This is a genomic window from uncultured Tessaracoccus sp., assembly GCF_947286155.1.
In the GTDB taxonomy this organism is placed as follows: Bacteria; Actinomycetota; Actinomycetes; order Propionibacteriales; family Propionibacteriaceae; genus Arachnia.
Window position 1 is genome coordinate 1 of the sequence record NZ_CAMYPD010000058.1, and the last position, 14,139, is coordinate 14,139.

The 14,139-nt window shown below is 69.2% G+C and carries 13 protein-coding genes and 1 riboswitch; of the genes, 4 read left to right on the forward strand and 9 right to left on the reverse strand.

Annotated elements, in window-relative coordinates; translation table 11 throughout:
* Nucleotides 1-46: 46 nt before the first annotated feature.
* The 4 genes from Q0X68_RS11750 to thiD all read right to left on the reverse strand — a co-directional run bounded on the left by Q0X68_RS11750 (nucleotide 47) and on the right by thiD (nucleotide 3,682).
* The gene (locus tag Q0X68_RS11750; protein ID WP_297751995.1) at nucleotides 47-724 is read right to left on the reverse strand and encodes a thiamine phosphate synthase; all 678 of its coding nucleotides are present in this window, start codon (nucleotides 722-724) and stop codon (nucleotides 47-49) included.
* Nucleotides 721-1,473: a hydroxyethylthiazole kinase gene (gene thiM / locus Q0X68_RS11755; protein WP_297751997.1), complete on the reverse strand. Its 753-nt coding sequence runs from the start codon at nucleotides 1,471-1,473 to the stop codon at nucleotides 721-723. The genes Q0X68_RS11750 and thiM overlap by 4 nt, the downstream gene beginning before the upstream one ends.
* The gene (locus tag Q0X68_RS11760) at nucleotides 1,470-2,711 is read right to left on the reverse strand and encodes an MFS transporter (protein WP_297752000.1); all 1,242 of its coding nucleotides are present in this window, start codon (nucleotides 2,709-2,711) and stop codon (nucleotides 1,470-1,472) included. The genes thiM and Q0X68_RS11760 overlap by 4 nt, the downstream gene beginning before the upstream one ends.
* Before the next feature lie 89 nt (nucleotides 2,712-2,800).
* Entirely contained in the window at nucleotides 2,801-3,682 is an 882-nt protein-coding gene (gene thiD, locus Q0X68_RS11765; RefSeq protein WP_231974315.1) for a bifunctional hydroxymethylpyrimidine kinase/phosphomethylpyrimidine kinase, read from the reverse strand.
* Nucleotides 3,641-3,734, reverse strand: a riboswitch (TPP riboswitch). (Overlaps the previous gene by 42 nt.)
* A gap of 185 nt (nucleotides 3,735-3,919) precedes the next feature.
* Here thiD and Q0X68_RS11770 point away from each other — a divergent pair.
* Nucleotides 3,920-5,236 carry an MATE family efflux transporter gene (locus Q0X68_RS11770; RefSeq protein ID WP_297752005.1) on the forward strand — a complete coding sequence of 439 codons (1,317 nt, stop codon included), beginning with the start codon at nucleotides 3,920-3,922 and terminating at the stop codon, nucleotides 5,234-5,236.
* 23 nt (nucleotides 5,237-5,259) lie between these two features.
* Here the strand turns inward: Q0X68_RS11770 and Q0X68_RS11775 are convergent, their stop codons facing one another.
* Complete coding sequence (locus Q0X68_RS11775) at nucleotides 5,260-5,910, reverse strand: hypothetical protein (protein WP_297752008.1); 651 nt, start codon at nucleotides 5,908-5,910, stop codon at nucleotides 5,260-5,262.
* A gap of 71 nt (nucleotides 5,911-5,981) precedes the next feature.
* Here Q0X68_RS11775 and Q0X68_RS11780 point away from each other — a divergent pair, with 71 nt between their 5' ends.
* Nucleotides 5,982-7,601, forward strand: a complete 1,620-nt coding sequence (locus Q0X68_RS11780; protein ID WP_297752011.1) for an inorganic phosphate transporter — start codon at nucleotides 5,982-5,984, stop codon at nucleotides 7,599-7,601.
* A gap of 1 nt (nucleotide 7,602) precedes the next feature.
* On the opposite strand, the gene pdxH is transcribed toward Q0X68_RS11780, so the two are convergent.
* The 4 genes from pdxH to Q0X68_RS11800 form a co-directional block, all read right to left on the reverse strand.
* Complete coding sequence (pdxH, locus tag Q0X68_RS11785; RefSeq protein WP_297752014.1) at nucleotides 7,603-8,244, reverse strand: pyridoxamine 5'-phosphate oxidase; 642 nt, start codon at nucleotides 8,242-8,244, stop codon at nucleotides 7,603-7,605.
* Entirely contained in the window at nucleotides 8,237-9,028 is a 792-nt protein-coding gene (locus Q0X68_RS11790) for a hypothetical protein (RefSeq protein ID WP_297752017.1), read from the reverse strand. The genes pdxH and Q0X68_RS11790 overlap by 8 nt, the downstream gene beginning before the upstream one ends.
* Before the next feature lie 9 nt (nucleotides 9,029-9,037).
* Complete coding sequence (gene clpB, locus Q0X68_RS11795; RefSeq protein ID WP_297752020.1) at nucleotides 9,038-11,617, reverse strand: ATP-dependent chaperone ClpB; 2,580 nt, start codon at nucleotides 11,615-11,617, stop codon at nucleotides 9,038-9,040.
* A gap of 283 nt (nucleotides 11,618-11,900) precedes the next feature.
* A complete protein-coding gene (locus tag Q0X68_RS11800; RefSeq protein ID WP_297752023.1) occupies nucleotides 11,901-12,620 on the reverse strand; it encodes an NUDIX domain-containing protein in 720 nt (239 codons plus the stop codon).
* 57 nt (nucleotides 12,621-12,677) lie between these two features.
* Between Q0X68_RS11800 and nadA the strand changes: the two genes are divergently transcribed.
* Both nadA and Q0X68_RS11810 read left to right on the forward strand, forming a co-directional pair.
* Nucleotides 12,678-13,691: a quinolinate synthase NadA gene (nadA, locus tag Q0X68_RS11805; protein WP_297752025.1), complete on the forward strand. Its 1,014-nt coding sequence runs from the start codon at nucleotides 12,678-12,680 to the stop codon at nucleotides 13,689-13,691.
* The coding region (locus Q0X68_RS11810) for an FAD-dependent oxidoreductase (RefSeq protein WP_297752028.1) at nucleotides 13,688-14,139 on the forward strand (452 nt) is incomplete at its 3' end. The genes nadA and Q0X68_RS11810, both read left to right, overlap by 4 nt.

Genomic DNA, 14,139 nt, shown 5'->3' on the forward strand with positions numbered 1-14,139 from the left:
GGGCTGCCCGCCCGCACAGGTTGCACCTGCCCGGCAGGGGCCGCGTTCAGAAGCCAGCGAGCACGCGTCGCACCACAGCCGCCGGGTCGGGCGCGTCCATGACCGCCCTGACCAGCGCTACTCCCGCGACCCCTGCCGCGGCGAGGCGAGGGACATCGTCTGGGGTGACGGAGCCGATCGCGATCAGCGGCAACTCAGTCGCGGCCACGAGCGGCGGATAGCCATCGACGCCGAGCGGCTCGCGGCCGGAGTCCTTCGTCGGGGTGGGGCGGAACGGGCCACATCCCACATAATCGACGACGTCCGCGAGCCCCTGCGCGGCCTGGACCAGCTCGAGGGTGCCGGTGGTCAGCCCGATGATCGCGTCCGGTCCGAGGAGGGCGCGGGCATCACGCGGGTGGAGATCGTCCCAGCCAAGGTGGACGCCGTGAACCGGTTCCCCGCGCCGTCTGGCGGCCCACGCGACGTCGGCGCGGTCGTCGACGAGGACACGGGTGCGGGGATTGGCGGCGACGACTGCCCTCGCCACCGCACACGTCAGCTCGAGGAGCGCCCGCGTACCGAGGTCCTTCGCACGGATCTGCACCACACCGGCCCCGGCCGCCGCGGCCGCAGCCGCCTTCGCGACGACCTCCCCGCCGCTCCCCGACGTGATGACGTAGCAGCGCCAGTCAACCCCGCCAACACGCGCCGCGCGGTGCGAGCCCCCTTGCGAATCCGTCATCGTCCCACCTCATCCAGTGCGTCCTTGAGGTGCGTGCGGAAGGTCCCCGGTCCGGCGGCTCGCGTCTCGGCCACCTCGCTCGCCCGCTTCAGCCACGTCGCCGCCGCGACAGCCGCATGGAGGGGCTCCGCGACGACGCAACTCGCCGCCGTCAGCGCACCTAGCAGGCATCCCGTCCCGGTGACGCGCGGCAGGAGTGGGCTGCCACCGTCGATGCGGACCGCCGTCGCCCCGTCGGTGACAAGGTCTGACACGCCGGAGACGGCCACGATGCTCCCCCATCGCCGCGCCAGCGCTGCTGCCGCGTCGGCTGCCTCGTCGACGGAGGCCGTCGCGTCCGCGCCCCGTCCGCCGGGTCCGGTCTGGGCGAGCGCCAGGCACTCGGAGGCGTTGCAGCGGACCACCGTCGGGCCCTTCGCGACGAGCCCCCTCGCCATCGCGGTCCGCACCGGAGGCACGCCGATCGCCGTCGGGTCAAGCACCCAAGGATGACCAGCCGCGATCGCGGCGTCGACCGTTGGGGGAATTCCATCGACGGCATCCGTCGAGAGCGTGCCGAAACCCACGAGCAGCGCGTCCGCCACTGCCGTCATCGCGGGCGCCTCGCCGAGGGTCTCGGTCATCATCGGACGGGCCCCGGCTGCGAGCAGACCGTCCGCAACCAGGCCCATCGACACCGTCGCCGAGATACAGTGCACCAGCGGCGCCCGCCCCCGCACCGAGCGCACGACCGTCTGCCAGTCCGTCACGCCGACACCTCCTCTGCCTCGCGGGCTACCTCGTCGATCTCGGCATCGAAGTCACGCGGCGCGAGCCGCGGCCCGACGAACGCGGCGCCCACCACCAGCGCCCCGCCCAGCAGCAGCATCGCCGTCGGCGCCCCCTGCCGCCCGAGCAGACCTTCGAGCGCAGGCAGGTACAGGGGGTACAGCGCGGGCAGGACGAGCGAGAGCGAGTAGCCCATGCCGTAGCCGGTCGAGCGCACTCCCGTCGGGAACCGCTCGGACAGGTATGCCGCCACCGGCCCGTACATGCTCACCGTGACCACCTGCAGCAGGGCCGCCCACAGCGCGGCGCGCGGAAGATCGTCGGCGACGACGACGGCCCTCCACACGAACGGCGACGTCAGCAGGGCCACCAGCCCCCAGCCCACGAACAACGCCCGTCGCCCGACGACGGTCGACAAGTGCCCGGCCAGGACCATCGCCGCCGCCTGCGCGAGCGAGGCCACGCCCATCGCGATGGCCGCGTCGTCGGGCGCGAGGCGCGCATCCTCGACCAGTCGCCCCGGCAGGATGAGGACGGTCACGGCGGTCATCAGCCACAGCCCACTCATGAGGGCGAACACCTGCCAGAACGTGCGCGAGTGCCGCCCGACGAGCACCGCCTGGCCGCGCTCCCGACGAGCCCTCGCGAGGCCCGCGTGCCGATGGAACGCCGGCGCATCCGCCACCTGAAGTGAGTAGAACACGAGCATCGCGCCAGAGCAGAGCGCCCCGACGACGAACAGCGCCCGCCAGCCCCACAGTGCGTACGCGTCCTGCCCGAGCCAGCCCAGCATCGCCGCCGTCGCGAACGCGATCGAGCCCTGCGCGAGCGGCGCCATCGACAGGATCAGCCCCGACATCAGCCCCCGCCGGCGCGGCGCCGACCACTCCATCGCCAGCGGAATCGCTGCCGAATACTCGCCCGCGACGAAGACCCCGCCCAGGAAGCGCAGCACCAGCACGAGCCACAGCGTGGCGGCGCCGAGCGCGACATGCGTCGGCATGACGGCGATGCCGAGCGCACACAAGGCGGTGCCGGCGATCGCGACGCGCGTCGTGCGGGTGCGCCCCAACCGGTCGCTGACCTGCCCGAACACCGTCCCGCCCACCGGCCGCCCCAGCAGCATCGCGACGACGACCAGCGGCCCCGCCGCGGCTCCGGCGCCTGGCCCGGCGAGTGCGCCCATCGCGGGGCCGAGCGCGATGAGTGGAAGGAACACGTGGATGTTGTCCACCCAGTTGCCGACGACACCCGCCCGCAGCGCGGCCCGGCCCGCTGGGGGGAGATTGGCGACGCCGAGTCCGCCCGTCATGCCCGCGCACCCGCCGTAGCGGCTAGCGCCCGACGAGCGCGGTAGCCGTGGTCGACCGGCCCGTGGCCACCCCCGATATCGAGGTCCGCTCCATGCGCGATGGCCTCGTGGAGCCAGTCCGTCGCCCAGGAGAGCGCGTCATCGGGTGAGTCGCCGGCCCCGAGCCTAGTGGCGAGCGCGGACGAGAGCGAGCAGCCGGTGCCGTGGGTGGTCGTGGTATCGAGGCGCGGCGTTGACGTCGTGTGCACGGCCCCGTCGGGCGAGACCCAGTGGTTCGACGCGGTGTCGAGACTTGTCAAGTGGCCGGTCTTCACGACGACAGCCACTCGGTGCTCCGCCGACCACCCGCGTGCCTGGGTAATCGCCGCCTCCTCGGTCTGCGCCGGCTCGGCCCCCGTCAGGACGGCCAGTTCGCCGATGTTGGGGGTGATCACGTTCGCCCGACGACACAGCTCGCCCAGCGCCTCCTCGGCTTCGGGGGCGAGCAGGCGGTCGCCGCTGGTCGCCACCATCACGGGATCCACGACGAGCACCGGCACTGGGCAGCGTTCGAGCCACTCACAGGCCGCGCGGATGACGTCAGCCGTCGCGAGCATGCCCGTCTTCACGGCGTCCACTTCGATGTCGGCGCTGATCGCGTTGAGCTGGGCGGTAAGGAACGACGGATCGGGCACGTGGAGACCCACGACGCCCTGGGTGTTCTGCGCGGTGAGTGCGGTGATGGCCGCCATGCCGTAGCCGCCCGCGGCGGTGATGGATTTGAGGTCAGCCTGGATTCCGGCGCCGCCGCTCGGGTCTGAGCCAGCGATCGACAGGACGCGCGGGATGCGCGGGTGCAGCAGTGCCATGGACAATCCCTTCGTCAGTGCGAACTGCATCAGGTTCCACGGGTGTAATCTCAGCGCCGACGGCGCACCCCGTGTCCAAATCGCCAGCTTAGCACAGGGGTGGCCGGAGGGACTCGTCGGTGATTCCCGAGACCTCGCGGGGGCAGCTAGGCAGGTGACACTTGATCCGCTCAGTTGCCGCACAGGTTGCACCTGCCCGCGGGGAGAGGTCTGGACCGACGACGAACCGCCACCGGCGCCACACCCTACCCGAGTACACTCGCGCCCATGTCTCTCACCCGACGGGTACTCGCCCTGGCGATTCCCGCATTCGCGGCGCTCATCGCGCAGCCACTCATGACACTCGCCGACACCTGGATCGTCAGCCGCCTCGGCACCGCGCAACTCGCCGGGCTCGGCGTCGGCGCCGTCATCCTCACCACGCTCACCGGCCTCATGGTGTTCCTCGCCTACGGCTCCACCGCGACGGTCTCGCGCCAGGTGGGCGCCGGCAACACCCGCCGCGCGCTCGAGCTCGGCATCCAGGCCATGTGGCTCGCGCTCGCGCTCGGCATCGCCCTCGCCGGGGCCGCGTTCGCAGGCGGCGACTGGCTCGTCGCAGCCCTCGGAGCCAAATCCGACGTAGCCACGCACGCAGCTACGTACTTGCGGTGGGCGCTGCCGGGGCTACCAGGAATGCTGGTGATGCTCGCCGCGACAGGCACGTTCCGCGGGCTCGAGGACGCGAAGACGCCGCTGGCACTGATGGTGGGGTCGGCGTCGCTGAACTTCGTACTCAATCTGCTGTTCGTGTTCGGTCTGCACCTCGGCATCGCCGGCGCCGCGCTGGGCACCGCGGTGGCGGAAACCGCGCTCGGTGCCGTCGCCGCCGCACTCATCGCACGCAAAGCGAGCAGCGCGGGGGCTCGTCGGGCCCCCCACGTTGGCGACATGTGGCTGAGCCTCACCGTCGGCATCCCCCTCATGCTGCGCACACTGACGCTGCGCATCGCCATCTTGCTCACCACGTACGTCGCGACGGCGCAGGGCCCGGCGGCGCTCGCGGCGCATCACATCGTGATGCAGGTATGGAACTTCCTCGCCAACGCGCTCGATGCCATCGCGATCGCCGGGCAGACCATCATCGGCACCGCGCTCGGCGCGTCGAACCGCGACGAGGCCCGTGCCTTCACGTCGCGCATGACGCGCTGGGCCATCGGCGTGGGCGGCGTGCTCGGCGTGCTGGTGCTGCTCACGCACCGGCCGCTCGGCGCATTCTTCTCCCCCGACCCCGACGTGCGGGGCCTCACCGTCTGGGTGTTCGTCATCGTCGCCGTAGCGCTACCGCTGGCTGGCTACGTGTTTCTCCTCGACGGGGTGCTCATCGGTGCGGGCGACGGGCCGTACCTGGCGAAGGCGGGCATCGTGGCGCTGGCGGTGTACGCGCCGCTGGCGCTCGCATCGCTCCTACTGCCGAAGGGGCAGCTGGGGCTCGTGGGCCTGTGGCTCGCGTTCTCGTTTGGCTACATGGGCGGGCGCGCGCTCACGCTGTGGTGGCGCGCCCGCAACGACGACTGGATGCGCCTGGGCACCCACGAAAGTTGACCGTTATCCTCCACGAGAAGCGTTTAACCCCGCGTTTTCGGCGATTTTTTGCAGGTGTGGAGGATAACGGTCATTTGGGCCGCGAGCGCTTCCCCGAGGTTTGCGAACGTGCGCGGCACGCGCCCCGCCGACGCCGCCATCGCCCCGCCAGTTTCGGCACCGACGGTGGCCTCACCCGCCGACCTAAGCGCCGGCACGTGGATAAACACCGCAGGCACACCGAGCCCGTAGGCGTGATAAGCCACGAAGTTGCACACGAACCGTCCGGCATCCACGCTGGGCTCCGCGGCCCATCCCGCTTCCGACATGGCCCTCACGAGAGCATCGACGTCGACACTCGCCGCGCGCTCGCCCTCGCCACCCGCGACGATCGCCTCACCCTGGGGCTGAAACCCGGCGTTGTCGGCAATGCGGGCACGTATCTCGTTCACCGCCACGCGCTCGGGGGTGATGGCCTCCCGTCCGCCGGCCTCACCCAGGCACACCACCGCATCCGGGCGATGCTCAGCCACCGCAGCGCGCAAGGGCGCGGCGGAGAACACCACCGGAAGCTCCACCCCGACGAGCTCCGCGCCGGGCTCGCTCCACTCGGCCAAGAGCGCCCGCATCGCCTCCCGCGACGCGTTCTCCGGGTCGCCGCCGAAGGGTTCGAAGGAGGTCACCAGAATGCGCATACCACCACGCTACCGGCCTACACCGCACCCAGTGGACACATGGCCGTCACCTTCCATTAATCTACGGGGGTGTGAACACTGGGACCGACCCACACGCGGGGCCAGCGGAGGGATCGCTGGGCGATCCGCGGCAATGGCTGGGGATTGATCGTAACTGGCACCTCACGTTCGGCGGGCTGCTCGCCATCAGCGCGCTGGCCTTCGGGCTATGGTCGTTTGGCTACGTTGGCAGGCCGAGCATCATCTTGGTCACCGCCATCGCGCTTGGCCTCTTCATGGCGTTCAACATCGGCGGCAACGACGTCGCCAACTCGTTCGGCACCTCCGTCGGGGCGAAGACCCTCACCATGAAACAGGCGCTGCTCGTCGCGGCGATCTTCGAGGTCAGCGGGGCAATCCTGGCCGGTGGAGAAGTCACCGACACGGTCCGCAGCGGCATCGTCGATTTAGGCGCGGTACAGCTGGACCCCATCGACTTCGTGTTCATCATGATGTCGTCGCTGTTCGGCGCTGCGCTGTGGCTGCTCATCGCGACGAAGTTCGGGCTGCCCGTATCGACGACGCACTCCATCGTCGGCGCCATCGTCGGCGCCTCACTCACGCTGGGTTTCATCACCGACCAGGGATCGCTCGCCATGGTGCAGTGGGATGGCATCCGCGACATCGCCATCTCGTGGGTGCTGTCCCCCGTGCTGGGCGGCATCGTCGCCTTCCTCCTCTTCAACGCCATCCAGCGGCACATCTTGCTCTACAACGAGAAAGCGGAGCAGCGTCTCCGCGAGCTCAATGCCGCCCGCATGGCGGAGGGCGAGAAACAGAAGCGGGAGTTCAGCCGCCTCACCGAGCTCCAGCAGGTGGCCTACACCAACAAACTCATCCGCGACTCGGAGCTGGCAAAGAACCCCGACATCACCCCCGACCAGCTGGAATCCGACTACTACAAGGCGCTGAAGAAGATCGATAAGCAGGTCGACGATGTGCAATCACACCGCGCGCTCATGATCGGGGTGCCCCTCATCGGCTCTGTGGGCGCGGTGGTCATCGTGTCCATGCTGCTATTTAAGGGGCTCGCGAACCTGCACCTGGGCCTGAACACCGTCTCCATCGTGCTCATTTTGTTGATGGTGGGGTCCATCGTCTGGCTAGCGCTGTCGATGTTCGCGAACACCATGCGCGGCCAGCAACTCTCCAAAGCGAGCTTCCGGCTCTTCTCCTGGATGCAGGTGTTCACCGCGTCGGCGTTCGCGTTCAGCCACGGGTCGAACGACATCGCCAACGCCGTCGGCCCGTTCGCGGCCATCCTCGACGTGTTGCGCACCGAGCAGATCGCGGAGAAAGCCGTCGTGCCCACGCCGGTGATGTTCGCGTTCGGCATCGCTTTGGTTGCCGGCTTGTGGTTCATCGGGCGGTCGGTGATCCGCACCGTCGGGGAAGGGCTCACGAAAATCCACCCGGCTTCCGGGTTTGCCGCCGAGCTCTCCGCCGCTGCAGTTGTGATGCTGGCGTCGGTGTTTGGGCTGCCCGTCAGCTCCACGCACATCCTCATTGGCGCAGTGTTGGGCGTCGGGCTCGTCAACCGGGCCGCCAACTGGCGACTGATGCGCCCCATCTTCTTGGCCTGGATCATCACACTGCCCGTGGCGGCAGTGTTGGGGGCCGCCGGACTCGTCGCGCTGCGAGCGGTATTCTGACCTACGGGTAGAGCCTCGTGGCGCGCCACGAGTCGCCGTCGCGGACGAAGCGCGCGCGATCGTGCGCGCGGCCGGGCAGGCCCTGCCAGAACTCGAACTCGTCGACGTCGATGCGGAACCCGCCCCAGTCGGGCAGCGGCACATCCTTGCCCTCGAACTGCGCCTCGGCCTCCGCCAGCTCCTGGGCGAACTGTTCCCGCGAGGCCAGGGGCCGCGACTGCTTCGACACCCACGCCGAGACCTGGCTCGCGTGCGGGCGCGAATGGAAATAGGCCTCAGACTCCTCGCGGCTGATCTTCTCGACGTGGCCCGTCGCCTTGATCTGGCGCATCGGCCCCGGCCAGTAGAACAGAGCATTCGCCACCGGGTGTTCAGCGAGGTGTACAGCCTTGTCGGAGCCGTAATCGGTGAAGAACACGAGCCCGGCAGGCGAGGCCTGCTTCAGCAACACCACACGCGACGACGGCCTCCCGCCGGCATCGACGGTGGCGAGCGTCATGGCGTTGGGCTCGGGCACCTTTGCTTCGATTGCGGCGGCGAGCCATTCGTCGAAGAGCTCCCAGGGGTTGCGGTCGGTGATACTGGCCTCCAGGCGTTCGCCCTGGTAGTCGGTGCGCATCGCGCCGAGATTGCGGTCAGTCATCGTCGCGCTCCTCGCTCGCCGTGGCCGGGTTCTCGACACCGAAACGAAGCTCGTCGGGCAACGGGTGGGCGATCCATTCGTCGTCGACGCACTCCAGGAGGGTGAGGATGCCGTCCTCAATGACGAGGCGGACGATGACCTCCCTCCCATCGACGGTACTCCGCCCGACGACGGGGAACTCGTAGTCAGACACCAGTGTGCGAGGTGCGTCGGGCTGCACCACGAGCGTCACCGGCTCGTCTTCGTCAAACGCGAACTGTTGGGCCGTGGCGAGCTGGGCGCGCAGCTCGTCGGCGCCCCAGCCGTCGCACTGGGCGAGCATGGTCTCGACGATCTCCCGAACGCGGGGTTCGAGCGGGATGGGGTCGAGTTCAGCGTCCTCGGGCTCCCCGAACGCATCGAGCTGCGCAGCACGCTTCGAGCTGAGCGCGAGCGCCACGACGCTAAGCGCGCCCGTCGCGGCGGCCATCCACCTGCGCGGGTGCTTCGCACCCCAGCTGCGCACGGTGTCAGCGCACCACGCGTCGGCGGCGAGGAGCGGCTCGCGCAGCCCGAACGTGACGCCGGCGGTGGCCACGCCAAGCGCGGCGCGATAGCCGGGCATGATGGCGCGGTATAGGCCGTCGTCGTCCTCCTCGGGGAATGCGGAGAGGCCGGTCACCGCGGAGACCGCACCCCAGTACGCCCACTTCTGCCAGCCGCGCAGCGAGCGGGGCTCAATGAGGGTGAGCCCCGTCGCTGCCGCGTAGATGCCGGCTTCTCGCCAGTTGATTCGCCTTGTCATGCAGCCAGATTACTGGCTGATGGCAATCCCATCGCCGCCGGCGGTAGCGTCGAAGGTGACGGTGTCGCCGTCGAAGATCTCACCGGCGAGCAGCTTGCGGGCCAGCTGGTCTTCCAGCGTGGTCTGGATGAGGCGACGCAGCGGGCGCGCGCCGTAGATCGGATCGAAGCCCGTCTCACCCAGCCACTGTTTGGCGGCGGGGGTCACGTCGACGGTGATCCGCCTGGGCGCGAGGCGCTTGTTGAGGCGGGCCAGCTGGATCTCGACGATGCGCTGGAGCTCGTCGGAAGTGAGCGCGCTGAACAGCACGATGTCGTCCAGGCGGTTCAGGAACTCCGGACGGAAGGCACTCCTGACTACGCCCATCACCTCGTTGCGCTTCTCTTCGTCGCTCTTGGTCGGATCGACGAGGAAGTGCGATCCCAAGTTCGAAGTGAGGATCAAGATGGTGTTGCGGAAGTCCACCGTGCGACCCTGGCCGTCGGTGAGGCGGCCGTCGTCGAGCACCTGCAACAGGATGTTGAACAGGTCGGGGTGCGCCTTCTCCACCTCGTCGAGCAGCACAACGGAGTAGGGGCGACGGCGCACAGCCTCGGTGAGCTGGCCGCCCTCCTCGTAGCCGACGTAGCCGGGAGGTGCGCCGACGAGGCGGGCCACCGAGTGCTTCTCGGAGTACTCGCTCATGTCGATGCGCACGAGCGCGGTTTCGTCGTCGAACAGGAACTCGGCGAGGGATTTCGCGAGCTCCGTCTTGCCGACGCCGGTGGGCCCGAGGAACAGGAAGGAGCCGGTGGGGCGGTTGGGGTCGGAGATGCCGGCGCGGGAGCGTCGGACAGCATCCGCGACGGACTGCACCGCCTCGCGCTGCCCGATGAGGCGCTCGCCGAGGCGATCCTCCATCTGCAGCAGCTTCTCCTGCTCGCCTTGCAGCAACTTGCCGACGGGGATGCCCGTCCATGCGGCCACCACCTCGGCGATGTCGCCGTCGGAGACCTCCTCCGAGACCATCGACGGGGTGGCGTCGCTGGCCTCCGCCTCGGCGAGTTCCTTCTCCGCCGCCGGGATCTCGGCGTAGAGAATCTGCGACGCGCGCGTGAGGTCGCCTTCGCGTTGGGCCTTGTCAGCCTCGACTCGGAGCTGGTCAATCTGCTTCTTCACGTCGCCGACGCGGTTGAGGCCAGACTTCTCCTGCTCCCAGCGCGCTTCCAGACCGCGCAGCTCTTCCTGGGCGTTCTCGAGCTCCTGGTTGAGGGCTTCGAGGCGTTCCTTCGACGCCGGGTCGTCCTCGTTCTTCAGCGCCATCTGCTGCATCGTCATGCGATCCACGTCGCGACGGAGCATGTCGATCTCCTCCGGCGAGGAGTCGATCTCCATCCTGAGCCGCGACGCCGCCTCGTCGATCAGGTCGATGGCCTTGTCAGGCAGCTGTCGCGACGTGATGTAGCGGTTGGACAACTGGGCTGCGGCGACGAGAGCGCCGTCGGTGATCCGCACCTTGTGGTGCGCCTCGTAGCGTTCGCGCAGGCCACGGAGGATCGCGACGGTGTCCTCGACGCTGGGCTCGCCGACGAAGACCTGCTGGAACCGACGTTCGAAGGCCGGATCCTTCTCGATGTGCTCGCGGTACTCGTCGAGGGTGGTGGCGCCGATCATCCGCAGCTCACCGCGGGCGAGCATGGGCTTGAGCATGTTGCCCGCATCCATCGCCCCATCGCCGGTGGCCCCGGCACCGATCACGGTGTGGAGCTCGTCGATGAACGTGATGACTTGGCCTTCTGCGTCGCGGATCTCCGTGAGTACGGCCTTGAGGCGCTCCTCGAATTCGCCGCGATATTTCGCGCCGGCCACCATCGATGAGAGGTCGAGGGAGACGAGTCGACGGCCCTTGAGCGAGTCGGGCACGTCGCCGGCGATGAGGCGCTGCGCGAGGCCCTCGACGACGGCGGTTTTGCCGACGCCGGGTTCGCCGATGAGCACGGGGTTGTTCTTCGTGCGGCGGGCGAGCACCTGCACGACGCGGCGGATCTCCTGGTCACGGCCGATTACCGGGTCGAGTTTGCCGTCGCGGGCGCGCTCGGTGAGGTCAACGGAGTACTTGTCGAGCGCAGACTCCCCGCTGCCCTCGGAGTCTTCCGACGTGACCCGCTTGCCGCCGCGGGCGTCGTTGAAGCGCTGGGTGAGATCGTCGGCGGTGATGCCTTCCGCGTCGAGGATGCGCTTCGCAGCGGATTCGACGGTGGCGAGCGCGATGAGGAGGTGTTCCGTCGCGGCGAACTGGTCGCCGAGCTGGTTGGCGACGGTTTCTGCGGTGGCGAGCACGCGCAGGAACGCGCCGGAGAGCGTGGGCTGCGAGACGGAGCTGCCCGTCGCGGTGGGCAGTTGTTTGATGGCAGCGACGGCGCCCGCGTCGACGCGCTGTGGGGAGGCGCCGGCGGATTCGAGCAGGGCGCCGACGGTGTTGTCGGGCGTGAGCAACAGGCCGTGCAGCAGGTGCTGCGGCTCTGCGCTGGGGTTGCCGCTGGTGAGCGCCTGCCTGACGGCAGCAGTCACCGCGTCGCGGCTCTTGGTGGTGAGCTTGTCGGTGTTCATGGGCACTCCTGAGTTGATTTCCAAAGTTGAGTCTACATCACTCAACTCTTGCGGGGCGCCGTTTATTCCCGGTCGCCGCCCCTCGCCCCCGGTGTCCCCCGCAGGGCACAGGCAACCTGTGCGGCTCAGTTGCGGAATAGGTGTCACCTGCCTAGCCGCGACGGGGCATCGTCGGGAGGCAGGTGACACATGATCCGCTCAGTTGCCGCACAGGTTGCACCTGCCCAGGCGGGGCAGAGAGGGGGAAAACAGGGGCGACACACCGACGCGCACCTCCAGCCGATTACGGCTTGAACACGACGAATGGGTCGGTGACGGCGAGTTCGCGCTGCGTGAAGCGGTAGAGCCGGGCGGGACGGCCACCTTCGACGCCGGAGGGCGCGCGCTCACCAGTGGCGACGAGCTGCCCGCGCCGCTGCAAAATGCGCTGCAGGTTGGTGGCGGACACGTCGTGCCCCAGCACCGCGGCGTAGGCGTCGCGCAACTGGGCGACGGTGAACTCGTCGGGCGCCAATGCGTAACCCACGTTGGTGTACGACAACTTCGCGCGCAGCCGCTCGACGGCCACCCGCGCGAGCCCGTCGTGATCGAAGGCCATCTCGGGAAGCTCCTCGACGGGGACCCATGCGGCGTGGTCGGGGATGGCGGGGCTGCAATCCCACGGCAGCAGGCCCAAATAGGCCGTCGCGATCGTGCGGTCGAACGGATCGCGGCCAAGCGCGCTGCGCGTCTGCAACTGCTCCAGGTACGCGACGGCGTCGACGCCCGCCTTCTCCAGCAGATGCCGGAGCACGGACTCGTCGAGCGATTCGTCCACCTCGACCGCCCCACTCGGCAGCGCCCAGAGCCCCTTGAACGGCGAGCGGCTCCGACGGTACGCCAGCACCGTCAGCCCCTCTCCCGGCCGCACACGCATCACAGCCGCCACGGCCTCGTGCCGAAACTTGGCAACGCCGGCGCCGTCGCGCAGGGGCCCGCTCGGAGCCGTGTTGCCATTCATCATGGTGCGCATGCTACCCTCAAACCAGTTTGCGACTCTTAGGCGAAAACTGGAGGAAGCATGACCATCTCGAGCACACTCGAAGCGCCCTACGAGCGCTGGACCGCGGAGCAATGGGCGAAGTGGCGCGACGCCGTCCACGCCCTCGCGCGCGAACGCGACGCCGTCATCCTGGCCCACAACTACCAGTTGCCAGAGATCCAAGACGTGGCCCACCACGTCGGCGATTCGCTCGCCCTCTCGCGCATCGCAGCCGCGACGGACGCCCGCGAGGTGGTGTTCTGCGGCGTGCACTTCATGGCCGAGACCGCGAAAATCCTCTCCCCCGACAAGCGCGTCTTCATCCCCGACGCGGCCGCCGGCTGCTCGCTCGCCGACACCATCGACGCCAGCCAGCTGCGCGCCTGGAAAGCCGAGCACCCGGGCGCCGTCGTCGTCTCCTACGTCAACACCACCGCCGAGGTGAAGGCCGAAACCGACGTGTGCTGCACCAGCTCGAACGCCGTCGATGTGGTCAACTCGATCCCCGCCGACAAGGAGATTCTCTTCTGCCCCGACCAGTTCCTCGGCGCCCACGTGCGCCGCGAGACGGGGCGCGACAACATCCACGTGTGGCTGGGCGAATGCCACGTGCATGCTGACATTTCACCGTCGGACCTCACCGCCATCGTCCGCGCCAACCCCGACGCCGAGCTCTACGTGCACCCCGAGTGCGGCTGCACCACGTCGGCGCTGTGGATGGCCGAGTCCGGCGAGCTCCCGCGCGAGCGCACGCACGTGCTCTCCACCGGCGGCATGCTCGACGAGGCCCGTCGCGCCACCAGCTCGAAGGTGCTCGTCGCCACGGAAATCGGCATGCTGCACCAGCTCTCCAAGGCCAACACCACGACGCAGTTCATCCCCGTCAACCCCCGCGCCGCGTGCCCGTACATGCGCATGATCACCCCCGACAAGCTGCTTCGTTGCCTCACCGACGGCCGCGACGAGGTATTCGTCGACGCCGCCATCGCCGCCCGCGCGCGCCAGGCCGTGGAGAAGATGGTGTCCATCGGCAACCCCGGGGGCGGAGAATGACCGAGCTCGCCCTGCCGCCCGCCACGCATCACCACGAGGCTGACGTGGTGATCGTCGGGTCGGGCGCGGCCGCGCTCAGCGTCGCATTACACCTTGCCGTACACGGAATCGCGACGGCGATCCTCACCCGCGCCGACGTCATGGCAGGCTCCACCGACTGGGCGCAGGGCGGCCTTGCGGCGGTCTGGAGCCCCGACGACTCCACCGATGCGCACGTGCGCGACACCCTCGTCGCGGGTGCCGGGGCGTGCGACGAGGAGGCCGTGCGCACGCTCGTCGCTGAGGCCCCCGTCGCGATCCGCCGCCTCATCACACTCGGCGCGCAGTTCGACCGCGCCCGAGGAAACTACAGCCTCCACCTCGAAGGCGGACACAGCGCGCGCCGCATCCTGCACGCCGGCGGCGACGCTTCGGGCCACGAGGTGCAGCGCACGCTCGTCGCCGCGCT

What these genes read in the sequence shown, in the direction of transcription:
- clpB (WP_297752020.1), bottom strand. Translation starts at nt 11,617, where the DNA reads ATGAACACCGACAAGCTCACCACCAAGAGCCGCGACGCGGTGACTGCT.
- Q0X68_RS11790 (WP_297752017.1), bottom strand. Translation starts at nt 9,028, where the DNA reads ATGACAAGGCGAATCAACTGGCGAGAAGCCGGCATCTACGCGGCAGCG.
- Q0X68_RS11800 (WP_297752023.1), bottom strand. Translation starts at nt 12,620, where the DNA reads ATGATGAATGGCAACACGGCTCCGAGCGGGCCCCTGCGCGACGGCGCC.
- Q0X68_RS11750 (WP_297751995.1), bottom strand. Translation starts at nt 724, where the DNA reads ATGACGGATTCGCAAGGGGGCTCGCACCGCGCGGCGCGTGTTGGCGGG.
- Q0X68_RS11775 (WP_297752008.1), bottom strand. Translation starts at nt 5,910, where the DNA reads ATGCGCATTCTGGTGACCTCCTTCGAACCCTTCGGCGGCGACCCGGAG.
- nadA (WP_297752025.1), top strand. Translation starts at nt 12,678, where the DNA reads ATGACCATCTCGAGCACACTCGAAGCGCCCTACGAGCGCTGGACCGCG.
- Q0X68_RS11770 (WP_297752005.1), top strand. Translation starts at nt 3,920, where the DNA reads ATGTCTCTCACCCGACGGGTACTCGCCCTGGCGATTCCCGCATTCGCG.
- thiD (WP_231974315.1), bottom strand. Translation starts at nt 3,682, where the DNA reads ATGCAGTTCGCACTGACGAAGGGATTGTCCATGGCACTGCTGCACCCG.
- pdxH (WP_297752014.1), bottom strand. Translation starts at nt 8,244, where the DNA reads ATGACTGACCGCAATCTCGGCGCGATGCGCACCGACTACCAGGGCGAA.